At 65.4% G+C, this 19,065-nt stretch carries 16 protein-coding genes and 1 pseudogene; 10 read left to right on the plus strand and 7 right to left on the minus strand.

Going from position 1 to position 19,065, the window contains the following annotated elements; translation table 11 throughout:
• Positions 1 to 7: 7 nt before the first annotated feature.
• Positions 8 to 1,141: a DJ-1/PfpI family protein gene (locus XI04_RS35195; RefSeq protein WP_271608916.1), complete on the minus strand. Its 1,134-nt coding sequence runs from the start codon at positions 1,139 to 1,141 to the stop codon at positions 8 to 10.
• A 109-nt stretch (positions 1,142 to 1,250) separates the two neighbouring features.
• A complete protein-coding gene (locus XI04_RS35200) occupies positions 1,251 to 1,805 on the minus strand; it encodes a PAS domain-containing protein (protein ID WP_271608915.1) in 555 nt (184 codons plus the stop codon).
• 455 nt (positions 1,806 to 2,260) lie between these two features.
• Between XI04_RS35200 and XI04_RS35205 the strand changes: the two genes are divergently transcribed.
• Together XI04_RS35205 and XI04_RS35210 are read left to right on the plus strand one after the other, a co-directional pair.
• Positions 2,261 to 3,082, plus strand: a complete 822-nt coding sequence (locus tag XI04_RS35205) for a rhomboid family intramembrane serine protease (protein ID WP_271608914.1) — start codon at positions 2,261 to 2,263, stop codon at positions 3,080 to 3,082.
• Between the two features lie 190 nt (positions 3,083 to 3,272).
• Complete coding sequence (locus tag XI04_RS35210) at positions 3,273 to 3,701, plus strand: CBS domain-containing protein (protein ID WP_028141124.1); 429 nt, start codon at positions 3,273 to 3,275, stop codon at positions 3,699 to 3,701.
• Here XI04_RS35210 and XI04_RS35215 read toward each other — a convergent pair whose 3' ends face one another.
• Entirely contained in the window at positions 3,702 to 4,736 is a 1,035-nt protein-coding gene (locus XI04_RS35215; RefSeq protein WP_028141123.1) for a patatin-like phospholipase family protein, read from the minus strand.
• Between the two features lie 244 nt (positions 4,737 to 4,980).
• Between XI04_RS35215 and XI04_RS35220 the strand changes: the two genes are divergently transcribed.
• Entirely contained in the window at positions 4,981 to 6,054 is a 1,074-nt protein-coding gene (locus XI04_RS35220; protein ID WP_028141122.1) for a hypothetical protein, read from the plus strand.
• A 434-nt stretch (positions 6,055 to 6,488) separates the two neighbouring features.
• Positions 6,489 to 6,683, plus strand: coding sequence for a hypothetical protein (locus XI04_RS35225; RefSeq protein ID WP_018322145.1), 195 nt, complete (start codon positions 6,489 to 6,491; stop codon positions 6,681 to 6,683).
• Between the two features lie 36 nt (positions 6,684 to 6,719).
• On the opposite strand, the gene XI04_RS35230 is transcribed toward XI04_RS35225, so the two are convergent.
• Positions 6,720 to 7,712: a zinc-dependent alcohol dehydrogenase family protein gene (locus XI04_RS35230; RefSeq protein ID WP_245448774.1), complete on the minus strand. Its 993-nt coding sequence runs from the start codon at positions 7,710 to 7,712 to the stop codon at positions 6,720 to 6,722.
• Between the two features lie 102 nt (positions 7,713 to 7,814).
• Here XI04_RS35230 and XI04_RS35235 point away from each other — a divergent pair, with 102 nt between their 5' ends.
• Together XI04_RS35235 and XI04_RS35240 are read left to right on the plus strand one after the other, a co-directional pair.
• Complete coding sequence (locus tag XI04_RS35235; protein WP_028141120.1) at positions 7,815 to 8,675, plus strand: LysR family transcriptional regulator; 861 nt, start codon at positions 7,815 to 7,817, stop codon at positions 8,673 to 8,675.
• A 1,315-nt stretch (positions 8,676 to 9,990) separates the two neighbouring features.
• Positions 9,991 to 12,453, plus strand: coding sequence for a putative bifunctional diguanylate cyclase/phosphodiesterase (locus XI04_RS35240; RefSeq protein WP_271608912.1), 2,463 nt, complete (start codon positions 9,991 to 9,993; stop codon positions 12,451 to 12,453).
• On the opposite strand, the gene XI04_RS35245 is transcribed toward XI04_RS35240, so the two are convergent.
• Positions 12,439 to 13,707 (minus strand): serine hydrolase domain-containing protein, encoded by a 1,269-nt coding sequence (locus tag XI04_RS35245; protein ID WP_038950530.1) that lies wholly within the window; start codon positions 13,705 to 13,707, stop codon positions 12,439 to 12,441. The genes XI04_RS35240 and XI04_RS35245 overlap by 15 nt on opposite strands.
• Positions 13,708 to 13,770: 63 nt before the next feature.
• Positions 13,771 to 14,334 carry a nitroreductase family protein gene (locus XI04_RS35250; RefSeq protein WP_271608911.1) on the minus strand — a complete coding sequence of 188 codons (564 nt, stop codon included), beginning with the start codon at positions 14,332 to 14,334 and terminating at the stop codon, positions 13,771 to 13,773.
• Between the two features lie 145 nt (positions 14,335 to 14,479).
• Between XI04_RS35250 and XI04_RS35255 the strand changes: the two genes are divergently transcribed.
• On the plus strand, positions 14,480 to 14,785 hold the full coding sequence (locus XI04_RS35255; protein ID WP_038972388.1) for a type II toxin-antitoxin system HigB family toxin: 306 nt from the start codon (positions 14,480 to 14,482) through the stop codon (positions 14,783 to 14,785).
• A 10-nt stretch (positions 14,786 to 14,795) separates the two neighbouring features.
• Positions 14,796 to 15,166, plus strand: a pseudogene (locus XI04_RS35260) (helix-turn-helix domain-containing protein).
• A 6-nt stretch (positions 15,167 to 15,172) separates the two neighbouring features.
• On the opposite strand, the gene thrS reads toward XI04_RS35260, so the two are convergent.
• Positions 15,173 to 17,227 (minus strand): threonine--tRNA ligase, encoded by a 2,055-nt coding sequence (gene thrS / locus XI04_RS35265; protein ID WP_271608910.1) that lies wholly within the window; start codon positions 17,225 to 17,227, stop codon positions 15,173 to 15,175.
• Between the two features lie 183 nt (positions 17,228 to 17,410).
• Here thrS and XI04_RS35270 point away from each other — a divergent pair, with 183 nt between their 5' ends.
• Together XI04_RS35270 and XI04_RS35275 are read left to right on the plus strand one after the other, a co-directional pair.
• The gene (locus XI04_RS35270; protein ID WP_271608909.1) at positions 17,411 to 18,580 is read left to right on the plus strand and encodes an MFS transporter; all 1,170 of its coding nucleotides are present in this window, start codon (positions 17,411 to 17,413) and stop codon (positions 18,578 to 18,580) included.
• 91 nt (positions 18,581 to 18,671) lie between these two features.
• The gene (locus tag XI04_RS35275; protein ID WP_028141112.1) at positions 18,672 to 19,049 is read left to right on the plus strand and encodes a hypothetical protein; all 378 of its coding nucleotides are present in this window, start codon (positions 18,672 to 18,674) and stop codon (positions 19,047 to 19,049) included.
• Positions 19,050 to 19,065: the final 16 nt, after the last annotated feature.

The raw sequence follows: 19,065 nt of genomic DNA on the forward strand, positions 1-19,065 counted from the left end.
GGCGCATCTATCTCGGATATTCGAGCTGCATCGCGACGAAGTCGGCCGTGCGCGAGCCGTAGCGCGCGTCGATGGCGGATAGCGTCTGGTCCAGCGCTCGCGCCGGCGGCAAACCGGCGGCGGCCGGCGGCGTCAGCTTTGCCGGCCAGTCGGCCGCGATCTTGTCCGGCAGGATGCGGAGACCGCCGCGGCTCGTCTGCGGCTCTGCCGTGGCAGCGAAGGTGAGGGCACGCGAGCGATAGGTGCGCGACCACGCATCGGCGATTAGCGCAAGCGAGACCTCGTCGATGCCTGGCGTCAGCGCGATTCCGAGTTGCTCGCGGTTCCAGAATGCGAGCGTGTTGGCGATCGCCGTCAGCGCGAACGGGCGTGTGAACTGGAACGCCGCGCTGCGATGGCGCGCGTTCCACTCCGCAAGACCGATGTCGCCGGCGACCGCTTCGGCCCTGGCGCGGCCGGCGATGGCCTCGACCAGGGTCAGGGCCATCGGCATGGACGCGGTGATGCCGGTCGTCGTCGCGACGCCGCGCTCGACCACCAGCCTGCGGTCCGCGACATAGCGGATCGCGGAATGCTTCTGCAGATCGCGCACCGAATACCAGTGCGTGGTGGCCTGCCGGCCGTCGAGCAGCCCGGTGTTGGCAACGACCTTGGCGCCGACGCAGACGCCGACGATGATCGCGCCCTTGCCGGCCTGGCTTCTGATCCATTGCAGGGCGACCGCATCGTCTTCGCGGCTCATCGCGGGCACGATCACGTAGTCGGCGCCGTCGGGATGCGCAGCGTCGAACTCGGCGATGGTCGCATGCGGCTGCACTTTCAGCGCGGGATAGAGCGTGACGGGTCCGGGCTGCGTCGCCAATGTGAGGACGTCGGCGACATCGGCGCGCGCGAGGATGCCGTAGGGCATCAGATAGTCTGTCGTCTCGGTCATGTCGTTGATGCCGACGATGGCGATCAGCGGGCGTTCGCGCTTCGGCGGCTTCAGCGCCGCAAGCGTCGCCTCGGTCTCGTCCCTGGAAATTGCGGGCGCGGCTCCCCGAGCCGGAGTGCCCGGCAGCAGCAATAGCCAGGTTCCGCCGATCGCCGCCAGCAGCGCCACGCAGCCGAGGCCGCTCAACGCCAGAACGCGCCATGTCATGATGATGTCACCCGAACCTCGTTGCTTCACGCGAGGCGGAAGCTAACCCTTGGCAACGACATCAGGAATGACGCAGATCCGGCAAAAACGGCCATCCGCGTGCGCGAGACTATCTCAGCCCCTCATACACCATCAGCCCGCGTGCGATCTGCAATTTGCGGATCGCGCGCGGCAGCAGCTTCTCCGGCTGGTGCAGATAGCGCCAGGAGGTGAGGGTGAAGGTTGAAAGCGCGCCGCATTCGTCGTCGAACGGCGCGAGCACGCCTGTCACGCTCACCGGCGTGTGCGGGCGGGCGTTGAAGGGCAGCAGCAACAGCTCGAGATAGGCCTTGCTGCCGTCCTCGCGCGCGGCCGTGATGCCGGCGATCGCACCTAACGCCTCGTCGGCGACGATGGTCGTGATCTCCTCGATCTCGCCGCGGCTCGCGGCCGTGAACAGCGCCGCAAAGCTCTGGTCCTTGAGGTCACACCCCGCGAGCGCACAGACGCGCGTGCCCGCGACGCGGAAGGGAAAGCCGAGATTGGGCTCGCAGGAGAGGACAAAAATGTCGCCGAGCAGGCGGCGGACCGCGGCCGGATCGATGTCGGCCCTATCAGGGGCCCGTGCGGCGCCGCGCTTCTTGTCCCAATACGCGAAGAACGCGCGGCTCGACGGATGTTTCATGTCTGAACGCTTATCCCGGGGTGCAACCTCGAAGGGACAAAGCTGTCCCGCTTCAGTGCACCCGCGATCCCTTGTGATGTTGTGCAGGAGGGGATTTGCAGCGTCCATGCCGGGAGGGCGTTTTCGCCCTCGTTAAGGTAGTCTTTGCGTCGTTAACGTTAAATTAACTATGGCCTTTGCGCCTCACGCGTCGCTGCTATGGTGATCGCAGTCGCAAGCCTCGCCGCTTTCATCCAGGTTCTCGGCGGGGTCTGTACACAGGGCGTCAAACAGTTTGGTCACGGGCCGCGGGGAGGGGTGGGGATACACCTTCATTCCTCCGGTACCGGAAGGCCGACACGGACAGGCAGGGCTTCCCAGGGCCCTGCCTTTTCCTTTTGTGCACTTGCGCAAGGCCGGCAAAGGCGACTATCTCCAAACGGATCGTTCCGATCGCGCCTGAAAGCGAAGCTGCCTTGGATTCCCCGCACGATTCTCCGCCGCAGGATTCTCAGCCCGGCCTGGCGGCCGCCCATGAGGAGGCTCCGCGCGAGCCGGTCCTGACGCTGCCTGTGGCGCTGACCGCCTACATCGTCCTGCTGGCGGTGATCCATCTGCGGGTGCTGCTGCCGGCCGAGCTCGAGAACTGGACCATCGACGTCTTCGGCTTCATCCCGAAGCGCTACGATTCCTCGCTGCTCAATCTGCAGATCCCGGGCGGGTCGGGCGCCAAGGTCTGGACGTTCGTCACCTATTCGCTGCTGCACGCCAATCTGACCCATCTCGGCTTCAACGTGCTCTGGCTCTTGCCGTTCGGCAGCGCGCTGGCGCGGCGCTTCGGCGCGGTCAGGTTCTTCCTTTTTCTGGCGGTGACGGCGGCGGCCGGCGCGCTCGCCCATCTCGTCACCCATGAGCACGCGGTGGCGCCGATGATCGGCGCCTCCGCCTCGGTGTCGGGCGCGATGGCAGCCGCGATCCGCTTCGCCTTCGTCCGCGGCAGCTTCCTGTCGTTCAACCGGTCGGACGCCGATACCGCAGCAAAGGTTCCGGCGCTGCCGCTGTCGCGCGCGCTGCGCGACGGGCGGGTGGTCGGCTTCCTCGCCGTGTGGTTCGGCGTCAACATCATCTTCGGCGTCGGTGCGATCGGCATCGATTCCGAAACCACGAGCGTGGCCTGGCAGGCGCATATCGGCGGCTTCTTTGCCGGCCTGCTGCTGTTCGCCCTGTTCGATCCCGTGCCGCGCGTGCGAAACGATGCTGCGGATGCGTCATCACAGGACGTTTCAGACCGTATTTGAAGCGGCGCTTGCGGCGCGGCCCGAATTCATCCATCATTTGCAGGAAGAATGTTCCGAAGCTGCAAGCCGCTAGCGGCGATGCTTCGCAAAGCGCCTGAGCCTGCAACCGGCGCCTAAACTGTTAGTTGAAGACTCGAAGAACAAGTCCGGACCGCCAAGTGGCGGACGGGTCCGATTCAGGGAGGCAACAATGACGGTACGTTCCATTCTCAACACCAAGGGCCACCAGATCATGAGCGTCGAGCCCGACGCGAAGCTGGCTGCCGCGGTCAAGTTGCTCGGTGAGAAGAAGATCGGCGCGGTGCTGGTGATGAACCAGAGCCGGCTCGAGGGCATCCTGTCGGAGCGCGACATCGTCCGCGTGCTCGGCGAGCGCGGCGCCGGCGCGCTGGAGGAGCCGGTCGCTCAGGTCATGACCCGCAAGGTGGTGACCTGCAAGGAGACCGACACAGTCGCTGAGCTCATGGAGATGATGACCTCGGGCAAGTTCCGCCATCTGCCCGTGATCGACAACGGCAAGGTGGTCGGCCTGATCTCGATCGGCGACATCGTCAAGCGCCGGGTCCAGGAATACGAGTCCGAGCAGGAAGCCCTGCGCGACTACATCAAGACGGCCTGATCAGGTCTGCTCGCCCGCCTTCGGCGCGGTGCCTTCGGGCGCCGGCGCCAGCACATGGATCGCCTCCTGGATCGACTCCAGCGCGCGCTCCGCGGCGCGGGTGCCATGAGCGATCAGGTCTTCGGAGCGGTGGAAGTCGAACCAGCCGAACTGGCCGACCCGCGGCGTGATCAACAGATCCGGCGGATCGCCGGCAAGGCGGGCGCGGGTGATGCGGTCCTGCATGATGTTGAAGGCATCCACCATCACCGAGGAGATGCCGGGCCGGCCATTGCCGCCAAAGAACTCGCGCTTCATCGTCCTCTCGGGCGAGAACAGGCGCGGGAAGCGCCGCTTGGCCGTCGGCTCCTCGGCCCCCGGAGCGACCGGCGTGGGCGGTGCGCCGTGCGAATAGATCGTCGTGGAATGGGTGAAGATGTCGCTGGAAAGATTTGCGGCGATGACGATTTCGGCGCCGAGCGCGCGGGCGGCCGAGACCGGCACCGGGTTCACCAGCGCGCCGTCGACCAGCCAGCGGTCGCCGATCAGGACGGGCGAGAAGATGCCGGGCAGGGCGTAGGAAGCGCGCATCGCATCGACGACGCGGCCGCGAGTCAGCCAGATTTCGTGGCCGGTGCGGACCTCGGTCGCGACGCTTGCGAACTTGATGGGCAGGTCCTCGATCAGGGTCTGTCCGACCGCGTTCTCGAGGCGGGTCGCCAGCTTCTCGCCGCCGAGCAGGCCGGAGCCGTTGAGGCGGATGTCGAGATAGCCGAGGATGTTGCGCATCCCTTGCAGGCTGCGCCCCCACTCTTCGAACGTCTCGAGTCGGCCGGCCGCATGGAGGCCGCCGACCACGGCGCCGATGGAGGTGCCGACCACGACGTCGGGCACGATGCCGTTGGCGATCAAGGTCCTGAGGATTCCGATATGGGCAAAGCCGCGCGCCGCGCCGCCGCCGAGGGCAAGGCCGATGATCGGCCGACGGGTGGGGCCAAGGCCAATCTTCTCACCGTTCGAGCCGTTCCCACCACGACCCTTCAAGATATCAAGCACCGAAACTCTCCTACCCGGGCCAGCCCTCGACACCAGAGTAGGCACCGGACTTCCGCCGCACCAGAGCGAGGGCCAAGCATGGTTTATACCGTTCGGGAAGCAGGGGGCAGCAGTGTGGCGAGAGCTGGCTGCCGCTGGACTAATCACGCAGGCGTCAACCGGGTTCCATCAATCGGACCGGGCCCGTATTTCCTGGGGTTTCAGAGGCTTGAATTTGCCGCGTTTTCGGTGAAAAGCAGGGGGCATGACACGCGGGGGTGACGGCATCATCGGATGGCGGCGCAGCGGCAGGCTGCTGCCGGCGCTGATCCTTGCCGCGTGCCTCGTTACCTCAGGCCAAAACGCTGCGCAGGCGCAGCTATTCTCCGATCGTCCGCCGCCGGTCCCGCCGGCTTCGGTGCCCGACCCCGGCGGCGCCGTCAGCCTGGCGCCGCCCTCCGGCCCTGGCGCCGGCCCCCCGAGCCTGCCGCCGACCCTGATGCAGCCGACGACCCCCAGCATGCCGCCGCCCGCGGTCACGACCGTGCCGCCGGCCGCCCCGCTCAATGCGGCCGTGCCCGGACAGGGCGTGCTGTCGCTGACCGCGAAATACGGCAAGGATTCTCCGGCGATCACCAGCGGCCTGGTCTGGCGCGTGTTTGCCGACCGTCCCGATGAGAACGGCACCTTCAAGCTGATCCGCGAGGACCGCAGCGCCACGCCCAATATCGTGCTGCCGCCCGGCAATTACGTCGTGCACGTCGCCTTCGGCCTCGTCAGCGCGGTGCGCACCGTCAGCCTGAAGGCCGAGACCGACCGCGAGTCCTTCGTGCTCCCGGCCGGGGGCCTGCGGATCGAGGGCCGGGTCGGCACCAGCCGCATTCCGCAGAACCAGATCTCGTTCGCGATCTACAAGGGCAGCCAGTTCGAATCCGGCGAGCGTGCCTCCTTGGTGCCGAACGTCGCCGCCGGCGACGTCGTGCTGCTGCCGGAGGGCACCTACTACATCATCTCCAACTATGGCGACGCCAATTCGGTGGTGCGCTCCGACATCCGCGTCCAGGCCAGCAAGCTCACCGACGTCACCATCACCCACCGCGCAGCCGTGATCACGCTCAAGCTGGTCAGCGACAGGGGCGGCGAGGCGCTCGCCAACACCGCCTGGTCGGTGCTGACCCCGGGCGGCGACGTCATCAAGGAATCGATCGGCGCCTTCCCGCGCGTCGTGCTCTCCGAAGGCGAATACCGCGCCATCGCCAAGAACGAGGGCAAGGTCTACGAGCGCGGATTCAACGTCGTCAACGGCGTCGACGGCGAGGTGGAAGTCGTCGCGCGCTAAGGCCGTCGCGCGCTAAGGTCTCGCGCGCTAAGGTCCTGGCGGCGGTGCCGCCCGCAACCTGACACCGACCTGACGTCCGGCACGGCAATTCTCATCGAGCGCACGAACGTGCATCTCCTGTTACCGTCGCATGCGTCGTGGGGACTGGTAAGCAAAATGCTCATCCCCACCACCCCCTGTGTTCTGCTTTGAATACTGCAAGCGCCAGCAGATTGCCTCCTGGGGCCGAGGCAAACACCGCTGGCGAAAGCTTATTCCCGCACCCCCGCCGTCCTCATCACAGCGGTGCAAGAGACGAATTTCCGATCATCAATTTTATTCTCTTTCCACTCCGCTGGGTTATATGTCGGGCATCCGTCTAATGGGGGAGGCCGGAGCAGGGGCTTGGATGCCTTTGCCAGACCGGCAAGGAGCAGGGGACCAAGCTCGTCGGCATGTTCGAAGTGATCCTCACCAGGCGCAAGCGGTTTGGCTGGCGATGGCAGGTGTGCGACCAGTCTGGCAAGATCTTTGCCGACGGTTTCGAGCGCACCCGGCCCTCCGCCAAATATCATGGCGAGCGCGCGTTGTTCTTCCTGTTGTCGCAGGCCTATTTGCGCAACCGCTCCGCCGCGTCCAGCGAAGACTAGCGGCGCGCACAGCTCCATCCGGCTACAAGCTCCACCTCAGATATCGACGACCAGCTTGCCCTTGGCGGCGTGATCCCTGATCAGGGCATAGGCGTCGTCGACGTTCTCCAGCGTAAAGCGCCTGGCGTCGAGCAGCGGCACGAGCTTGCCGGCCTCGGCGAGGCGCGTGGCCTCCGCCATGATCTCTCCATGATGCGCGCGGCCTTCGCCCGACAGCAGCGGCAGCAGCGTGAACACGCCTGAATAGGTGGCTGCCCGGAATGACAGCGGCGCAAGCGCATGCGTGCCCCAGCCGAGCGCGCTCACCACATGGCCGAAGCGGCGCACCGCTTCGAAGGAAGCGTCGAGCACCTTGCCGCCGACGGTGTCGTAGACGATGTCGAAGCCGCGGCCGCCGGTGTGCTGCGCCACGCAGGCTTCGACCGAACTGTCGCGGTCGATGAATACGGCGCCGAAACCTTCGATGGTGGCGCGCTGCGACGGCGAACCGGTTGCGAACACCTCCGCTCCGAAGGCGCGCGCGATCTGGATCGCGACATGACCGACGCCGCCCGCACCGCCATGAATCAATACCTTCTGGCCCGCCTTCAACGCCGCCCGATCAATCAGGCCTTCCCAGGCCGTGATGACGATCAGCGGCAGCGCGGCAGCTTCCCGCATGCCGAGATTGGCAGGCTTCAATGCGAGGAGATCGGCATCGACCGCGGCGAATTCGGCGAGCGATCCCTGTACGCCGCCGACGCCACCGGTCATCCCGTAGACCTCGTCGCCCGGCTTGAACCGCGAGACCTCGCGCCCGGCCAGCTCGACCACGCCGGCGAGATCGATGCCGAGAATTGCCGGCAGCGGGTGGCGCGCATGCGCCGCGGCGCCGGCCTGGATCTTGGTGTCGAGCGGATTGACCGCGCTTGCGCGCACCCGCACCAGCACGTCGTGCGGGCCGATCTCGGGCGTGGAGATGGTTGAGAGGCGCAAGGGAGCGTTGTGGGTCTCCAGGACATTTGCGCGCATCGTCGATTGTCTCGTCATGATCGTCTTGCTCCGTGATCGGCTCAATATGCCCATGAAATTTTGCATGAGAAGGAACAAGGTTGTACAATCGTCATACATTTCTGTATGGCAGGAATCCTGATGGACTGGAGTGATCTGCGCATCTTCCTGGCAATTGCGCGCGAAGGCACGCTCGGCGCTGCCGCTCGAAAAATCGGCCAGACCCAGCCGACGATGGGCCGGCGGCTTCGCGCGCTCGAGACGTCGCTGGGACAGACGCTGTTCCAGCGCACGGCGGATGGCCTGGTGCTGACCGACGAGGGCGCCGCCGTGCTCCGCCATGCCGAGCGGATCGAGGACGAGGCGCTCGCGCTGGAGCGCCATGTGTCCGGTGCGGAGACGCAACTCGACGGCCTGCTCCGCCTGTCATCGTCGGACTGGTTCGGGACGGTGATGCTGTCGCCGGTGATCGCCGCATTCGGCAAGCGTCACCCCAAGGTGACGGTGGAGCTCCTGACCGATGCGCGGCTCTACAGTCTGCCGCGGCGTGAAGCCGATCTCGTCTTTCGCATCAAGCCGTTCAGCGAGCCCGAGGTGATCTCCAGAAAGCTGCTGCACATTCCCTACGCGCTCTATGGCAAGAGGGGCAGCAAGCCGCCGCGCGCCGGCGACGGCAGCGCTGTCCGCGTCGTGACGATGAATGCCGAGTTCGCCGACATGCCGGACGCCGTCTGGCTGAAGCGCGCGCTGCCGAATGCAGCCGTCGCCTCGCGCAGCAACAACAGGCAGGTGCAGGCCGAGCTTTGCGCGAGCGGCGGCGGCTTTGCCGTGCTGCCGCGTCCGCTCGGCGACCGCGACCGCCGTCTGGTCGCGCTCGACATCGGAACGGCGCCGCCCGGCCGCGACACCTATGTCGGTTATCATCGCGATCTCAGGCGGCTCGCCCGTCTGCGCGCGCTGCTCGATATCGTGATCGAACGTCTCGCCGGCGCGGCTCCGTAGCCCGGAGAGCGAAGGCGGAAGCGTGCCCACGATTGGCCCGAGTGGAGAGAGATGCTGGGCACGGCGCTTTGCGCCTTTGCCCACCTACGAACGCGTTCCCACGAGCCCTTGCGTTGCCCGACGGGCAAAACACCCGAGCCGTGGGTCAATCCGTGTCATCAAAAATATTCCATTTTACCGAAATTCGGAAATGGCATATGTGTCACGCAACCCGGCCCAAGGAAGAGGGGCGTATCGCGATCGTCACGAACGCGGGCCGGGCGGCGGTGGACGCTAGTTGCATCGGCGCGAAGTGCTTTCGCAGGGCGGAGAGCCGTGAGCGAAAGTATCGCGCACACGACCGGTGTGATCGGCGTACGGCAAAATCGTGTGGTCCTGGCGCCCGGGGTCTGTGCGCCAAGTCTTGTGGTGATGGATGTCGTCCAACCGGACGCATCCGCCAGCCATCCGCAAGGCGACGGGGGCAATAGCGCATCGCTCCCCGGGGAGAGCACGACATAAGCCGTAAAGCCACTGCGCAGGGAAGGCCGGGATGCTCCGGTTGCCCTGTGGTCTTTCCGCCTGTGCCTTTCTGCACACGCAGATCTTGCGCACAGGCGGCCATGGGAGCCAACCGGCTCCCGGCCTTCCCTGCGCCCTCTTTCAAATGGGGGTGAAGCGATCAAGCAAAGCTCGGGCGAAATGCGCCGCGAGGCTGCGAAGGTGTGTCTATTGAATAGGTCTCGTGCCCCGGACGCAGCGCAGCGCTTCTTCAGCGGTGCGCTGCAGAGCCGGGGCCCATGTTGCAGCACGTGCTGTGGCTTGCTGGGTCCCGGCTCTGCGCCGCAACGCGAAGGGCGTTGCAGCGCGTCCGGGACACGAGAGAGCCGGAAGCTGCTACTTCACACGCCGTCATTGCGAGGAGCTCTTGCGATGAAGCAATCCAGACTGTCTCCGCGGCGGCAGCCTGGATTGCTTCGCTGCGCTCGCAATGACGACTCTCGTGCCCCGGACGCAGCGCAGCGCTTCTTCAGCGGTGCGCTGCAGAGCCGGGGCCCATGTTGCAGCACGTGCTGTGGCTTGCTGGGTCCCGGCTCTGCGCCGCAACGCGAAGAGCATTGCAGCGCGTCCGGGACACGAGAGACGCGGGCCCGAACTTCGAACGCACACCCGGACGTAGCCCCTTCGCGCGACCGTCATAGTCGCTAACGCCCACTAACCAACACCCGACTTAAAACTGTCATAATCGCCGAACGGAACCCGCGCCTGCGGCCTTTTTACATGTCGTTAAGCGCAGCTGCATTGGATGCGCCGAGAAAGTGCGTTGGGGACTGCCATGAATGCCGCGAAGAAAGTGTCGGGAAAACCGGCCGCCGAAATGTTCGACGACATCCCGGTGCTTCAGCGCAAATGGCGTGCCGCGTTGAAGCCGGGCGATCGGCTGCCGCGCTACGAGGACGTGATGCTCGGCAGTCTCGGACGGCTCGCCGATCACATCGCGCTGCTGAGAAACGACGGCAGGCTCGAGCTGTCGCGCAGCGGACGCTACGTGCAGAAATGGCTCGGCGAGGAGCGCTGGGACATTCCCGTCGCCGAATTGTCGCCGGATTGCGCCACCGCACTGTCGGAAGCGGCGACGAGCGCGCTTGCCAATGGACGACCTTACCACGCCAGCGCGCATTGCGTGCGCGACGGCATGGTCCGGACCTACGATGTGCTGGCGCTGCCGACGGCCTCGCGCTGGGGCGCCACGCTGGTCGGCGCCTACATCAACGAGCGCGGCACGCAGTACAATCTGCTGGATGCGATTTTCGCCTCGACCGACGATGCGGTGATCTCGCTGGCGACGGTGCGCGATGCCGGCGGCAAGCCGTCCGATCTCCAGGTCGTGCATCACAACAACAGCGCAAGCGCGCTGCTGAAGGTCGCGAGCGGAGGTCTGTTGTGGCGGCGGATCGGCGAGGGCAACACGCTGCTGGCCTCGCCCGAGATCATGGACTTCCTGCTCAAGGCCGTCGCGGGCGGCCGCGGCGAGCAGCTCGAGATCGAGAGCGACGGACGCCACCTCCGCCTCAGCGCCACGGCCTTCGCCGACGTGGTCTCGCTGACGATCTCCGATGTCACCGCGTTGAAGCGGCGCGACGCCTCGTTCCGCCTGCTGTTCGACAGCAACCCGATGCCGATGTGGGTGTTCGACGCTGAGAGCAAGGAGTTCCTTGGCGTCAACGACGCCGCGGTCCAGCATTACGGCTACAGCCGCGCCACCTTCCTGCGCATGAAGCTGCACGAGATCTGGCCGGAAGACGAGTGGGACAGCCACGCCGAGGCGCTGGAGCGCGTTGGCGAAGCCTATCACTCCTCGCGCAACTGGCGGCATCTGCGCGCCGACGGCAGCGAGATCGAGGTGCTCACCTTCGGCCGCCGTGTCGCCTTCGACGATCGCGACGGCTATCTGGTCGCAGTGGTCGACATCACCGAACGCCGCAAGGCCGAGGCGCGCATCGCGCACATGGCCCACCATGACGGGCTCACCGACCTGCCGAACCGCGAATATTTCCGGGAGCGCCTGAAGCAGGCGCTGGAGCAGGCAGCGGGGAAACGGGTCGGCGTGCTCTACATCGATCTCGACCTGTTCAAGAACATCAACGATTCCTTCGGTCATCCCGTCGGCGACCGCCTGCTCAAGGACGTCGCCGAACGCCTGACCCTTGCCGTCCGCGGCGGCAATCTGGCGGCCCGGCTCGGCGGCGACGAATTCGCGGTGATCCTTGCCGCCGACGTCTCGCCGAACGAGGCCAGCGCCTGCGCTGGCCTGCTGATCGACATGCTGAAGGCACCCTACGATCTCGACGGTCAGGAGATGGTGATCGGCGCCAGCATCGGCATCGCGCTGTCGCCCGGCGACGGCACGACGCCGGAAGAGCTGATGCGCAATGCCGACATGGCGCTGTACCGGGCGAAGTCCGACGGCGGCGGCGTGCACCATTTCTTCGAGCGCGAGATGGACCTGCAGGCGCAGAAGCGCCGCGACATGGAGCTCGATCTGCGCCGTGCGTTCGCCAATGGCGAGTTCGAGCTGCACTATCAGCCGCTGGTGTCGATCGCCTCCGACCGCATCTCCGGCTTCGAGTCGCTGCTGCGCTGGCGCCATCCGGACAAGGGCATGATCTCGCCGGCGGAGTTCATCCCGGTTGCCGAGGACATCGGCCTCATCACGCAGTTAGGGGAGTGGGTCTTGCGCGAAGCCTGCGCCGAGGCCGTCAAATGGCCTGCCGACGTCAAGGTCGCGGTCAATCTGTCGCCGGCGCAATTCCGCAGCCGCAACCTGGTTCAAATCGTGATCTCGGCGCTGGCGCAGTCCGGCCTGTCGCCGCGGCGGCTCGAGCTCGAAATCACGGAGTCGGTCTTTCTGGCGGAGACTGATGCCAACCTTGCCATCCTGCACCAGCTCCGCGAGCTCGGCGTCGGCATCTCCATGGATGATTTCGGCACCGGCTATTCCAGCCTGAGCTATCTCAGGAGCTTTCCGTTCGACAAGATCAAGATCGACCGCTCCTTCGTCAAGGATCTGGCGCAGCGGCCCGATTGCAGCGCGATCGTGCGCGCGATCTCCGGGCTCGGCCGCAGCCTCAACATCACCACGACCGCGGAGGGCGTCGAGACCGAGGATCAGCTCGACTGGCTCCGCGCCGAAGGCTGCAACGAAGTGCAGGGCTTTCTGTTCAGCGCGGCGCGGCCTGCGGCCGAGATCGCAAAGCTGCTCGCCGATTTCGGTCAGCGCGCCTCACGGGCGGCGTAGCCCCTCGGGGTAGCAGTCGTAGACCAGCGCCTTGAAGGCGGGCGTGATGCGGCTGCGCTCGTTCTGGGTCTGCTGCATCATGAGGTAGATCATGTCGAGCTTGGGATCGACGCCGAAATAGGTGCCGCTCCCTGAGTCCCATTTCAGCTCGCCGAGCGAGCCCGGCGGCGGCGGTTTGGCGTTGCCCGGATCGGTCCGCACCGCAAGGCCATAGCCATAACCGAAGCCGTCGCCCGGAAAATAGAAATAGTCGCGTCCGACGCCGGAGCCGGGCCCGATATGATCGGTCGTCATCGCCTTGAACGCGGCAGGGCTCAGGTAACGCTTGCCCTCGAACTCGCCGCCGTTGAGCAGCATCTGCGAGAAGCGCTGATAGTCGGTGATGGTCGAGAGCAGGCCGCCGCCGCCGGACTGCCATTCGGGATGATCGAGGCGGTCTCGCTCGGCGGCGAGCAGGATGAAATCGTTCGGCAGCGGCCGCGCCATCCGGGCGAGTTCGTCCTCGGTCGCCAGCGCGAATTTGGTGCTGCTCATGCCGAGCGGATCGAAGATGCGCTGCTTCAGGAACTGATACAGCGTCTGGCCCGAGATGATCTCGATGACGCTGCCGAGCACGTCGGTGGAATGGCCGTAGCGCCACAGCGTTCCCGGCTGCCGCGCCAGCGGCAGCTTGGCGATGCGGTCGGCGAATTCGCGGTTGTTGAATTGGCCCTCGAAGATGTTGGCGGCCTTGTAGGCCTGCTCGACCCATTTGCCGCCGATATAATCGTAGCTGATGCCCGAGGTGTGCCGCAGCAAATCCTCGATGTTGACGGGGCGGACCGGCGGCACGAGATCGAGCTCCAGCTTGCCGTCGGGCAGGGTGACTTCGAGGCCGACCTTGGTGTCGGCAAACAGGGGAACGTATTTCGACACGGGGTCGGTGAGGGCGAGCTTGCCCTCGTCGATCAGCATCATCGCACCAAGGCAGGTGATCGGCTTGGTCATCGAGTGGATCGCGAAGATCGTGTCCGGCGTCATCGCAAGACTGGTCCTGACGTCGCGCACGCCAAACGTCTTCTGATAGACCGGCTTGCCGTGCTGCTGCACCAGGATCACGGCGCCCGGCAACCGGCCGCTTCCCACCTCGTTGTCGAAATACGAAGTGATGCGATCCAGCCCCTCGGACGACGGGGCGGGGATGTCGGCGGCGCGGCTTCGTGCCATCGTGCCGGCGAGCAGCGCGGCCCCGACCAGAAAATCACGACGCTTCATACCGGCTTCCTCCCTGGCCGGGATGAAAGCCGCAAGACGCCAGAGGCGTCAACAAGCGTTCGATTAAAAACGCGTCACGATTTCCGAAAGGAACGGTCGCGGACGGTCTTCGCTCGGCTTGGTCGGCGTGCCGATATGGATGAAGCCGGCGAGCTTTTCGTCCGGCTTGAGGCCGAGGCCATCGAGCACGTCGCGATCGAACGAGAACCAGCCGGTCAGCCAGCAGGCGCCATAGCCGAGCGCGGTTGCGGCCGTGACGATGTTCATGGCGCTGGCGCCGGCGGACAATTCCTGCTCGAACGCCGGCACCTTCGGATGCGGCCTCGTGAAACTGACGATGCCGATCACCAGCGGCGCGTCGGTGAGGCGCTTGCGCTCGGTCTCGACGTCGGCGGCGGGCGCACCGGGATTCTTCCGGGCGAACACCTTGGCAATCACCTCTCCGGCGCGCTGGCGGGCGTCGCCCTCGAAGATGATGAAGCGCCAGGGCGCGAGCTTGCCGTGGTCGGGCACGCGGGCGCCGATGGTAAGGATGGTCTCGAGCTCGGCCGCCGAGGGGCCAGGCCCGGTCATTTCGCGCGGCTTGACCGAGCGGCGGGTCTTCAGGAGTTCGATGGCGTCGGGCACGGGGCGTCCTTATGGCTTTGTTCTCGCCGGGAGATAGGCCCGGCAGGGGACGAATGGAAGGGATTTTAGAGTGATTATGAGTTCGACAGCTGCGCCCGTCCAGAAGGTTATGGTCCCAAGATGGGACTATGCTAAGATGAGTTGAATGAGGATCATCGCGCTCAGCACGATCAAGGCTTTTCTAGATCGGGCCGGCGAGGCGGCCTCCGATGCGCGCGATCCCCTGATGGCCTGGTTTCGGCAGGTAAAGCAGGCCGATTGGGCGAAGCCCGCGGACGTCAAGAGAGATATCCGAACCGCCAGTATCCTCAGGGATGGCCGCGTCATGTTCAACGTCGCCGGCAACAAATATCGCGTGGTGGTCTGGATCAACTATCCATACCGCGTGGTCTATATCCGTTTTGTTGGAACACACCGGCAGGACGACGCAATCGATGCGCAAACCATTTAGAAGGTCGATGATGGAAATCGCTCCAATCAAGTCTAACCGAGACTATCGTCGCGTGCTCAAGGAGATCGAGACGTTGATGAGTGCGCGCCGGAACTCGCCTGAGGGCGATCGACTTGACGTGCTTGTGACGCTCGTGGAGGCGTGGGAGCGGAAGCACTACCGACTGGACCTTCCGGACCCGGTCGAAGCCATCAAATATCATATGGACAGGGCGGTCTGCAGCCGAGGGACCTGATTCCCTTTATTGGCAGCCGCAACCGGGTCCACGAAGTGCTCAACCGGCGGCGCGAATTGACACTCAGCATGATCCGACGGCTGCATGAGGGCCTCGGCATTCCGGCCGAGTCCCTCATCAAAGTCGGGCAAGATAGAGCCGCTTGAACGCCGTCAGACCGCGCCCCGCGCCCGCTTGACGTCCGGCGGGGTCGCCTCGTCGACCAGGGCGGCGATCGCCTCCTCGGTCGTCAGCACCTTCTGGCCGTCGCTGCCGAGGCGGCGGACCGACACCGCATGCGTCTCGGCCTCCTTCTTGCCGACCACGAGCAGCGCCGGGATCTTGGCCAGCGAATGCTCGCGGACCTTGTAGTTGATTTTTTCGTTGCGCAGGTCGATCTCGACCCGAAGCCCGGCGCGCCGTGCCTGCTCCATCACCACCTTGGCGTATTCGTCGCCTTCCGAGGTGATGGTCGTGACCACCGCCTGCACCGGCGACAGCCAGAGCGGGAAGTTGCCGGCATAGTGCTCGATCAGGATGCCGATATAGCGCTCCATCGAGCCGCAGATCGCCCGGTGCACCATGACAGGCGGTTTCTTGCCGCCGTCATGGTCGATGTAGAACGCGCCGAACCGCTCCGGCAGGTTGAAGTCGACCTGCGTGGTGCCGCACTGCCAGTCGCGGCCGATGGCGTCGCGCAGCACATATTCGAACTTCGGCCCGTAGAAGGCGCCTTCGCCCGGGTTGATCTCGGTCTTGATGTGATTGTTCTGCGACTGGATCTCGCGCAAAACCGTCGCCATCACGCGTTCGGCGTGATCCCACATCTCGTCGGTGCCGACGCGCTTGTCCGGCCGCGTCGACAGCTTCACCGTGAGATCGCCGGTGAAGCCAAAGTCCGCATAGGTCGACAGGATGAGTTCGTTGATCTTCAGGCACTCTTCGGCGAGTTGGTCCTCGGTGCAGAAGATGTGCGCGTCGTCCTGGGTGAAGCCGCGCACGCGCATCAGGCCGTGCATGGCGCCGGAGGGCTCATAGCGATGCACCACGCCGAACTCGGCGAGGCGCAAGGGCAGGTCGCGGTAGCTCTTCAGGCCGTGCTTGAAGATCTGCACGTGACCCGGGCAGTTCATCGGCTTGAGCGCAAACCAGCGCTTGTCCTCGGCCTCGTCGCCGGCCGACTGCGCCGCGAACATGTTCTCGCGATACCAGCCCCAATGGCCCGAGGTCTCCCACAGCACCTTGTCGAGGATCTGCGGCGCGTTGACCTCGCTGTAATCGCCGGTCAGGCGCCGGCGCATATAGGCGATCAGCTGCTGGAAGATGGTCCAGCCCTTCGGGTGCCAGAACACGACGCCCGGACCTTCCTCCTGGAAGTGGAAGAGGTCGAGCTCGCGCCCGAGCTTGCGATGGTCGCGCTTCTCGGCTTCCTCGATCTGCTTCAGGTAGGCGTCGAGGTCCTCCTGCTTGGCGAAGGCGGTGCCGTAGATGCGGGTCAGCATCGGATTGTTGCTGTCGCCGCGCCAATAGGCGCCGGCCACCTTCATCAGCTTGAAGGCGTTACCGACCTTGCCGGTCGAGGTCATGTGCGGGCCGCGGCACAGGTCGAACCAGTCGCCCTGGTAGTAGATCTTGATCGGCTCGGTGCCGGGAATGGCGTCGACCAGCTCGACCTTGAAGGCCTCGCCCTTGTCGCGGAACACCTGCTTGGTCTTCTCGCGATCCCAGACTTCCTTGGTGAAAGGTTTGTCGCGCGCGATGATCTCGCGCATCTTCTTCTCGATCGCGGCAAAGTCTTCCGGCGTGAACGGCTCGTTGCGGAAGAAGTCGTAATAGAAGCCGTTCTCGATCACGGGACCGATGGTGACCTGCGTGCCCGGCCACAGCGTCTGCACGGCCTCAGCGAGCACGTGAGCGCAATCGTGGCGGATCAATTCGAGCGCGCGTGGATCGTCGCGGCTGATCAGCTCGAGCTTGGCGTCGGCCTCGATGGGGTCGTTGAGGTCGGCGACCACGCCGTCGAGCGCCATCGCGACCGTGCGCTTGGCCAGCGACGGCGAGATGCCCTTGGCGATATCGAGGCCGGTGATGCTCTGGTCGTATTGGCGCTGGGCGCCGTCCGGGAAGGTGAGGGTAACTTTGGCGGCGGGGGTCACGGGCTTCAGATTGCTGAGGGAATATTGGAAGCCGGATTCGGACTTCGGCTGGTCCTTGGACTGGTCGGTCATTGCTTTTCTCCTGAGGCTCACTCCTGCGAACGAGCGCAGGTAAGCGGGAACGAGCGATATATCAGGCGATTCGGCCTGCGCAATCCGGCAAATCCAAGAAAATTGGCGCATAAAACGGGCGTGCGCACGAACTATTTCGCACCGGCCCTTTAACTGGCCCGCGGCTGCTCTACATGCACTTGCATGGAAAATGCACGCGCCCCGCGTTTCGCGCCAACCGCCTTGATGCTCGGCAATCTCGTCACCGGCTGCTCGGTGCTGGCGCCGGCGGGCATGCTGCCGGAGTTGGCGACGGGGCTCGACGTCAGCATTCACGCGGCCGGGCTCCTCATCACCTTCGGCGCGATCACGCTGTGCATCGGCTCGCCGGTGACGGCCTGGCTGACGAGCCGCATCGAACGGCGGACGCTGCTCACGACGACGCTGGCGGTGCTCGCCTTCGGCAATCTCGCCTCGGCCTTTGCACCCGATTACACCAGCCTTCTCGCCATCCGTCTCGTGATGCTAGCGGTCGGTGCGCTCTACACGCCGCAGGCCGCCGGCACGGCGGCGTTGATCGTGCCGGTGGAGCGGCGGGGCAGCACCATCGCCTATATCTTCCTCGGCTGGTCGCTGGCTGCCGCCGTCGGCCTTCCGCTGATCACCTTCATTGCCAGCCGCTACGGCTGGCGCGCGGCCTATGGCGAGATCGGCGTGCTCGGTTGCATCAGCTTCCTGTTGCTGCTGCTGCGGCTTCCGGCAGGCCTGAAGGGCGCGCCGGTGGATTTGAAGACCTGGCGCGAGGTCGGCCGCAACAGGACGATTCTGCTGCTGCTGGCGATCACCATGCTGCAGATGTCGGGGCAGTTCGTGGTGTTCACCTTCATGGGCCCGCTGCTCAAGAAGCTCACCGGCGCCGGTCCCGATGCGATCGGCATGGTGTTCGCGCTTTACGGCGTCTGCGGCTTCCTCGGCGTCGTCATCGCCACCCGCATCGTCGACACCTCGGGACCGTATCGGACCTCGCTGCTGTTCACTTGCCTGCTGCTTGCGGGCATCACGGGCTGGGCGCTCGGCGCGGGCACGCTTGCCTTCATGACGGTCGGGGTCGCGATCTGGGGCCTCGGCTTTGCCTCGACCAATTCGATGCAGCAGGTGCGATTGGTCGCGGCCGCGCCGCCACTGGCATCGGCAACCGTCGCGCTCAATACGTCCGTTCTCTATATCGGCCAGGCGGTCGGCTCCGCCGTCGGCGGGCTGCTGTTCGCCCGCGAACTCCTGCATGCGCTCGGCTTCGTCGCGGTCGGTTTCGTCGTGCTGGCGCTGATCCTGGTGGTCCTGACCCGGCCCCGGCCTGCGGCTGCAACGGCCTGAATCCCGCGGCTTCGTGTACGCAATGTGCTTGGCAAACCGCGCGCGGGAGCGCTAGAACGCCGGTCATGGGGACCAAAGAGAGTTGACTGAAATGAGGATGATTCTGGCGGTTGCCGCGGTGCTCTATTCAGCCTCCGCGTTTGCGCAAGCCGACAAGCCACCGATGGTGGGGGACAAGCCCTTGGTGCAGGTCAAGCCCAAAGGGACCAAAGAGGCGGCGGCCAAGCCGGCCGCAGCGCCGAAGGGCAAGCCGCAGTCGATCGCGGCCCGGCTCCAGGCCTGCCTCGAACTCGACGACGGCACCAAGGACCGCCTCAACTGCTACGACGCGGTGATCGCGCCAGCGCCGAAGCCGAAGCCGGCGAAGGCCAAGGGCTACGCCGATTGCCGCTTCTTCAAGGAAGAGGACGAGCGGCTGGCCTGCTTCAACGGCTTTGCCGAGAGCATTCCGAAGCTGCCCAAGAGCTAATACTTACAAGAGCTAA

The organism is Bradyrhizobium sp. CCBAU 11430, from assembly GCF_028128855.1.
Taxonomy (GTDB): domain Bacteria; phylum Pseudomonadota; class Alphaproteobacteria; order Rhizobiales; family Xanthobacteraceae; genus Bradyrhizobium; species Bradyrhizobium ottawaense.

What these genes read in the sequence shown, in the direction of transcription:
- XI04_RS35275 (WP_028141112.1), top strand. Translation starts at nt 18,672, where the DNA reads ATGAGGATGATTCTGGCGGTTGCCGCGGTGCTCTATTCAGCCTCCGCG.
- thrS (WP_271608910.1), bottom strand. Translation starts at nt 17,227, where the DNA reads ATGACCGACCAGTCCAAGGACCAGCCGAAGTCCGAATCCGGCTTCCAA.
- XI04_RS35230 (WP_245448774.1), bottom strand. Translation starts at nt 7,712, where the DNA reads ATGACGAGACAATCGACGATGCGCGCAAATGTCCTGGAGACCCACAAC.
- XI04_RS35195 (WP_271608916.1), bottom strand. Translation starts at nt 1,141, where the DNA reads ATGACATGGCGCGTTCTGGCGTTGAGCGGCCTCGGCTGCGTGGCGCTG.
- XI04_RS35220 (WP_028141122.1), top strand. Translation starts at nt 4,981, where the DNA reads ATGACACGCGGGGGTGACGGCATCATCGGATGGCGGCGCAGCGGCAGG.
- XI04_RS35235 (WP_028141120.1), top strand. Translation starts at nt 7,815, where the DNA reads ATGGACTGGAGTGATCTGCGCATCTTCCTGGCAATTGCGCGCGAAGGC.
- XI04_RS35210 (WP_028141124.1), top strand. Translation starts at nt 3,273, where the DNA reads ATGACGGTACGTTCCATTCTCAACACCAAGGGCCACCAGATCATGAGC.
- XI04_RS35245 (WP_038950530.1), bottom strand. Translation starts at nt 13,707, where the DNA reads ATGAAGCGTCGTGATTTTCTGGTCGGGGCCGCGCTGCTCGCCGGCACG.
- XI04_RS35225 (WP_018322145.1), top strand. Translation starts at nt 6,489, where the DNA reads ATGTTCGAAGTGATCCTCACCAGGCGCAAGCGGTTTGGCTGGCGATGG.
- XI04_RS35200 (WP_271608915.1), bottom strand. Translation starts at nt 1,805, where the DNA reads ATGAAACATCCGTCGAGCCGCGCGTTCTTCGCGTATTGGGACAAGAAG.
- XI04_RS35270 (WP_271608909.1), top strand. Translation starts at nt 17,411, where the DNA reads ATGGAAAATGCACGCGCCCCGCGTTTCGCGCCAACCGCCTTGATGCTC.
- XI04_RS35255 (WP_038972388.1), top strand. Translation starts at nt 14,480, where the DNA reads ATGAGGATCATCGCGCTCAGCACGATCAAGGCTTTTCTAGATCGGGCC.
- XI04_RS35240 (WP_271608912.1), top strand. Translation starts at nt 9,991, where the DNA reads ATGAATGCCGCGAAGAAAGTGTCGGGAAAACCGGCCGCCGAAATGTTC.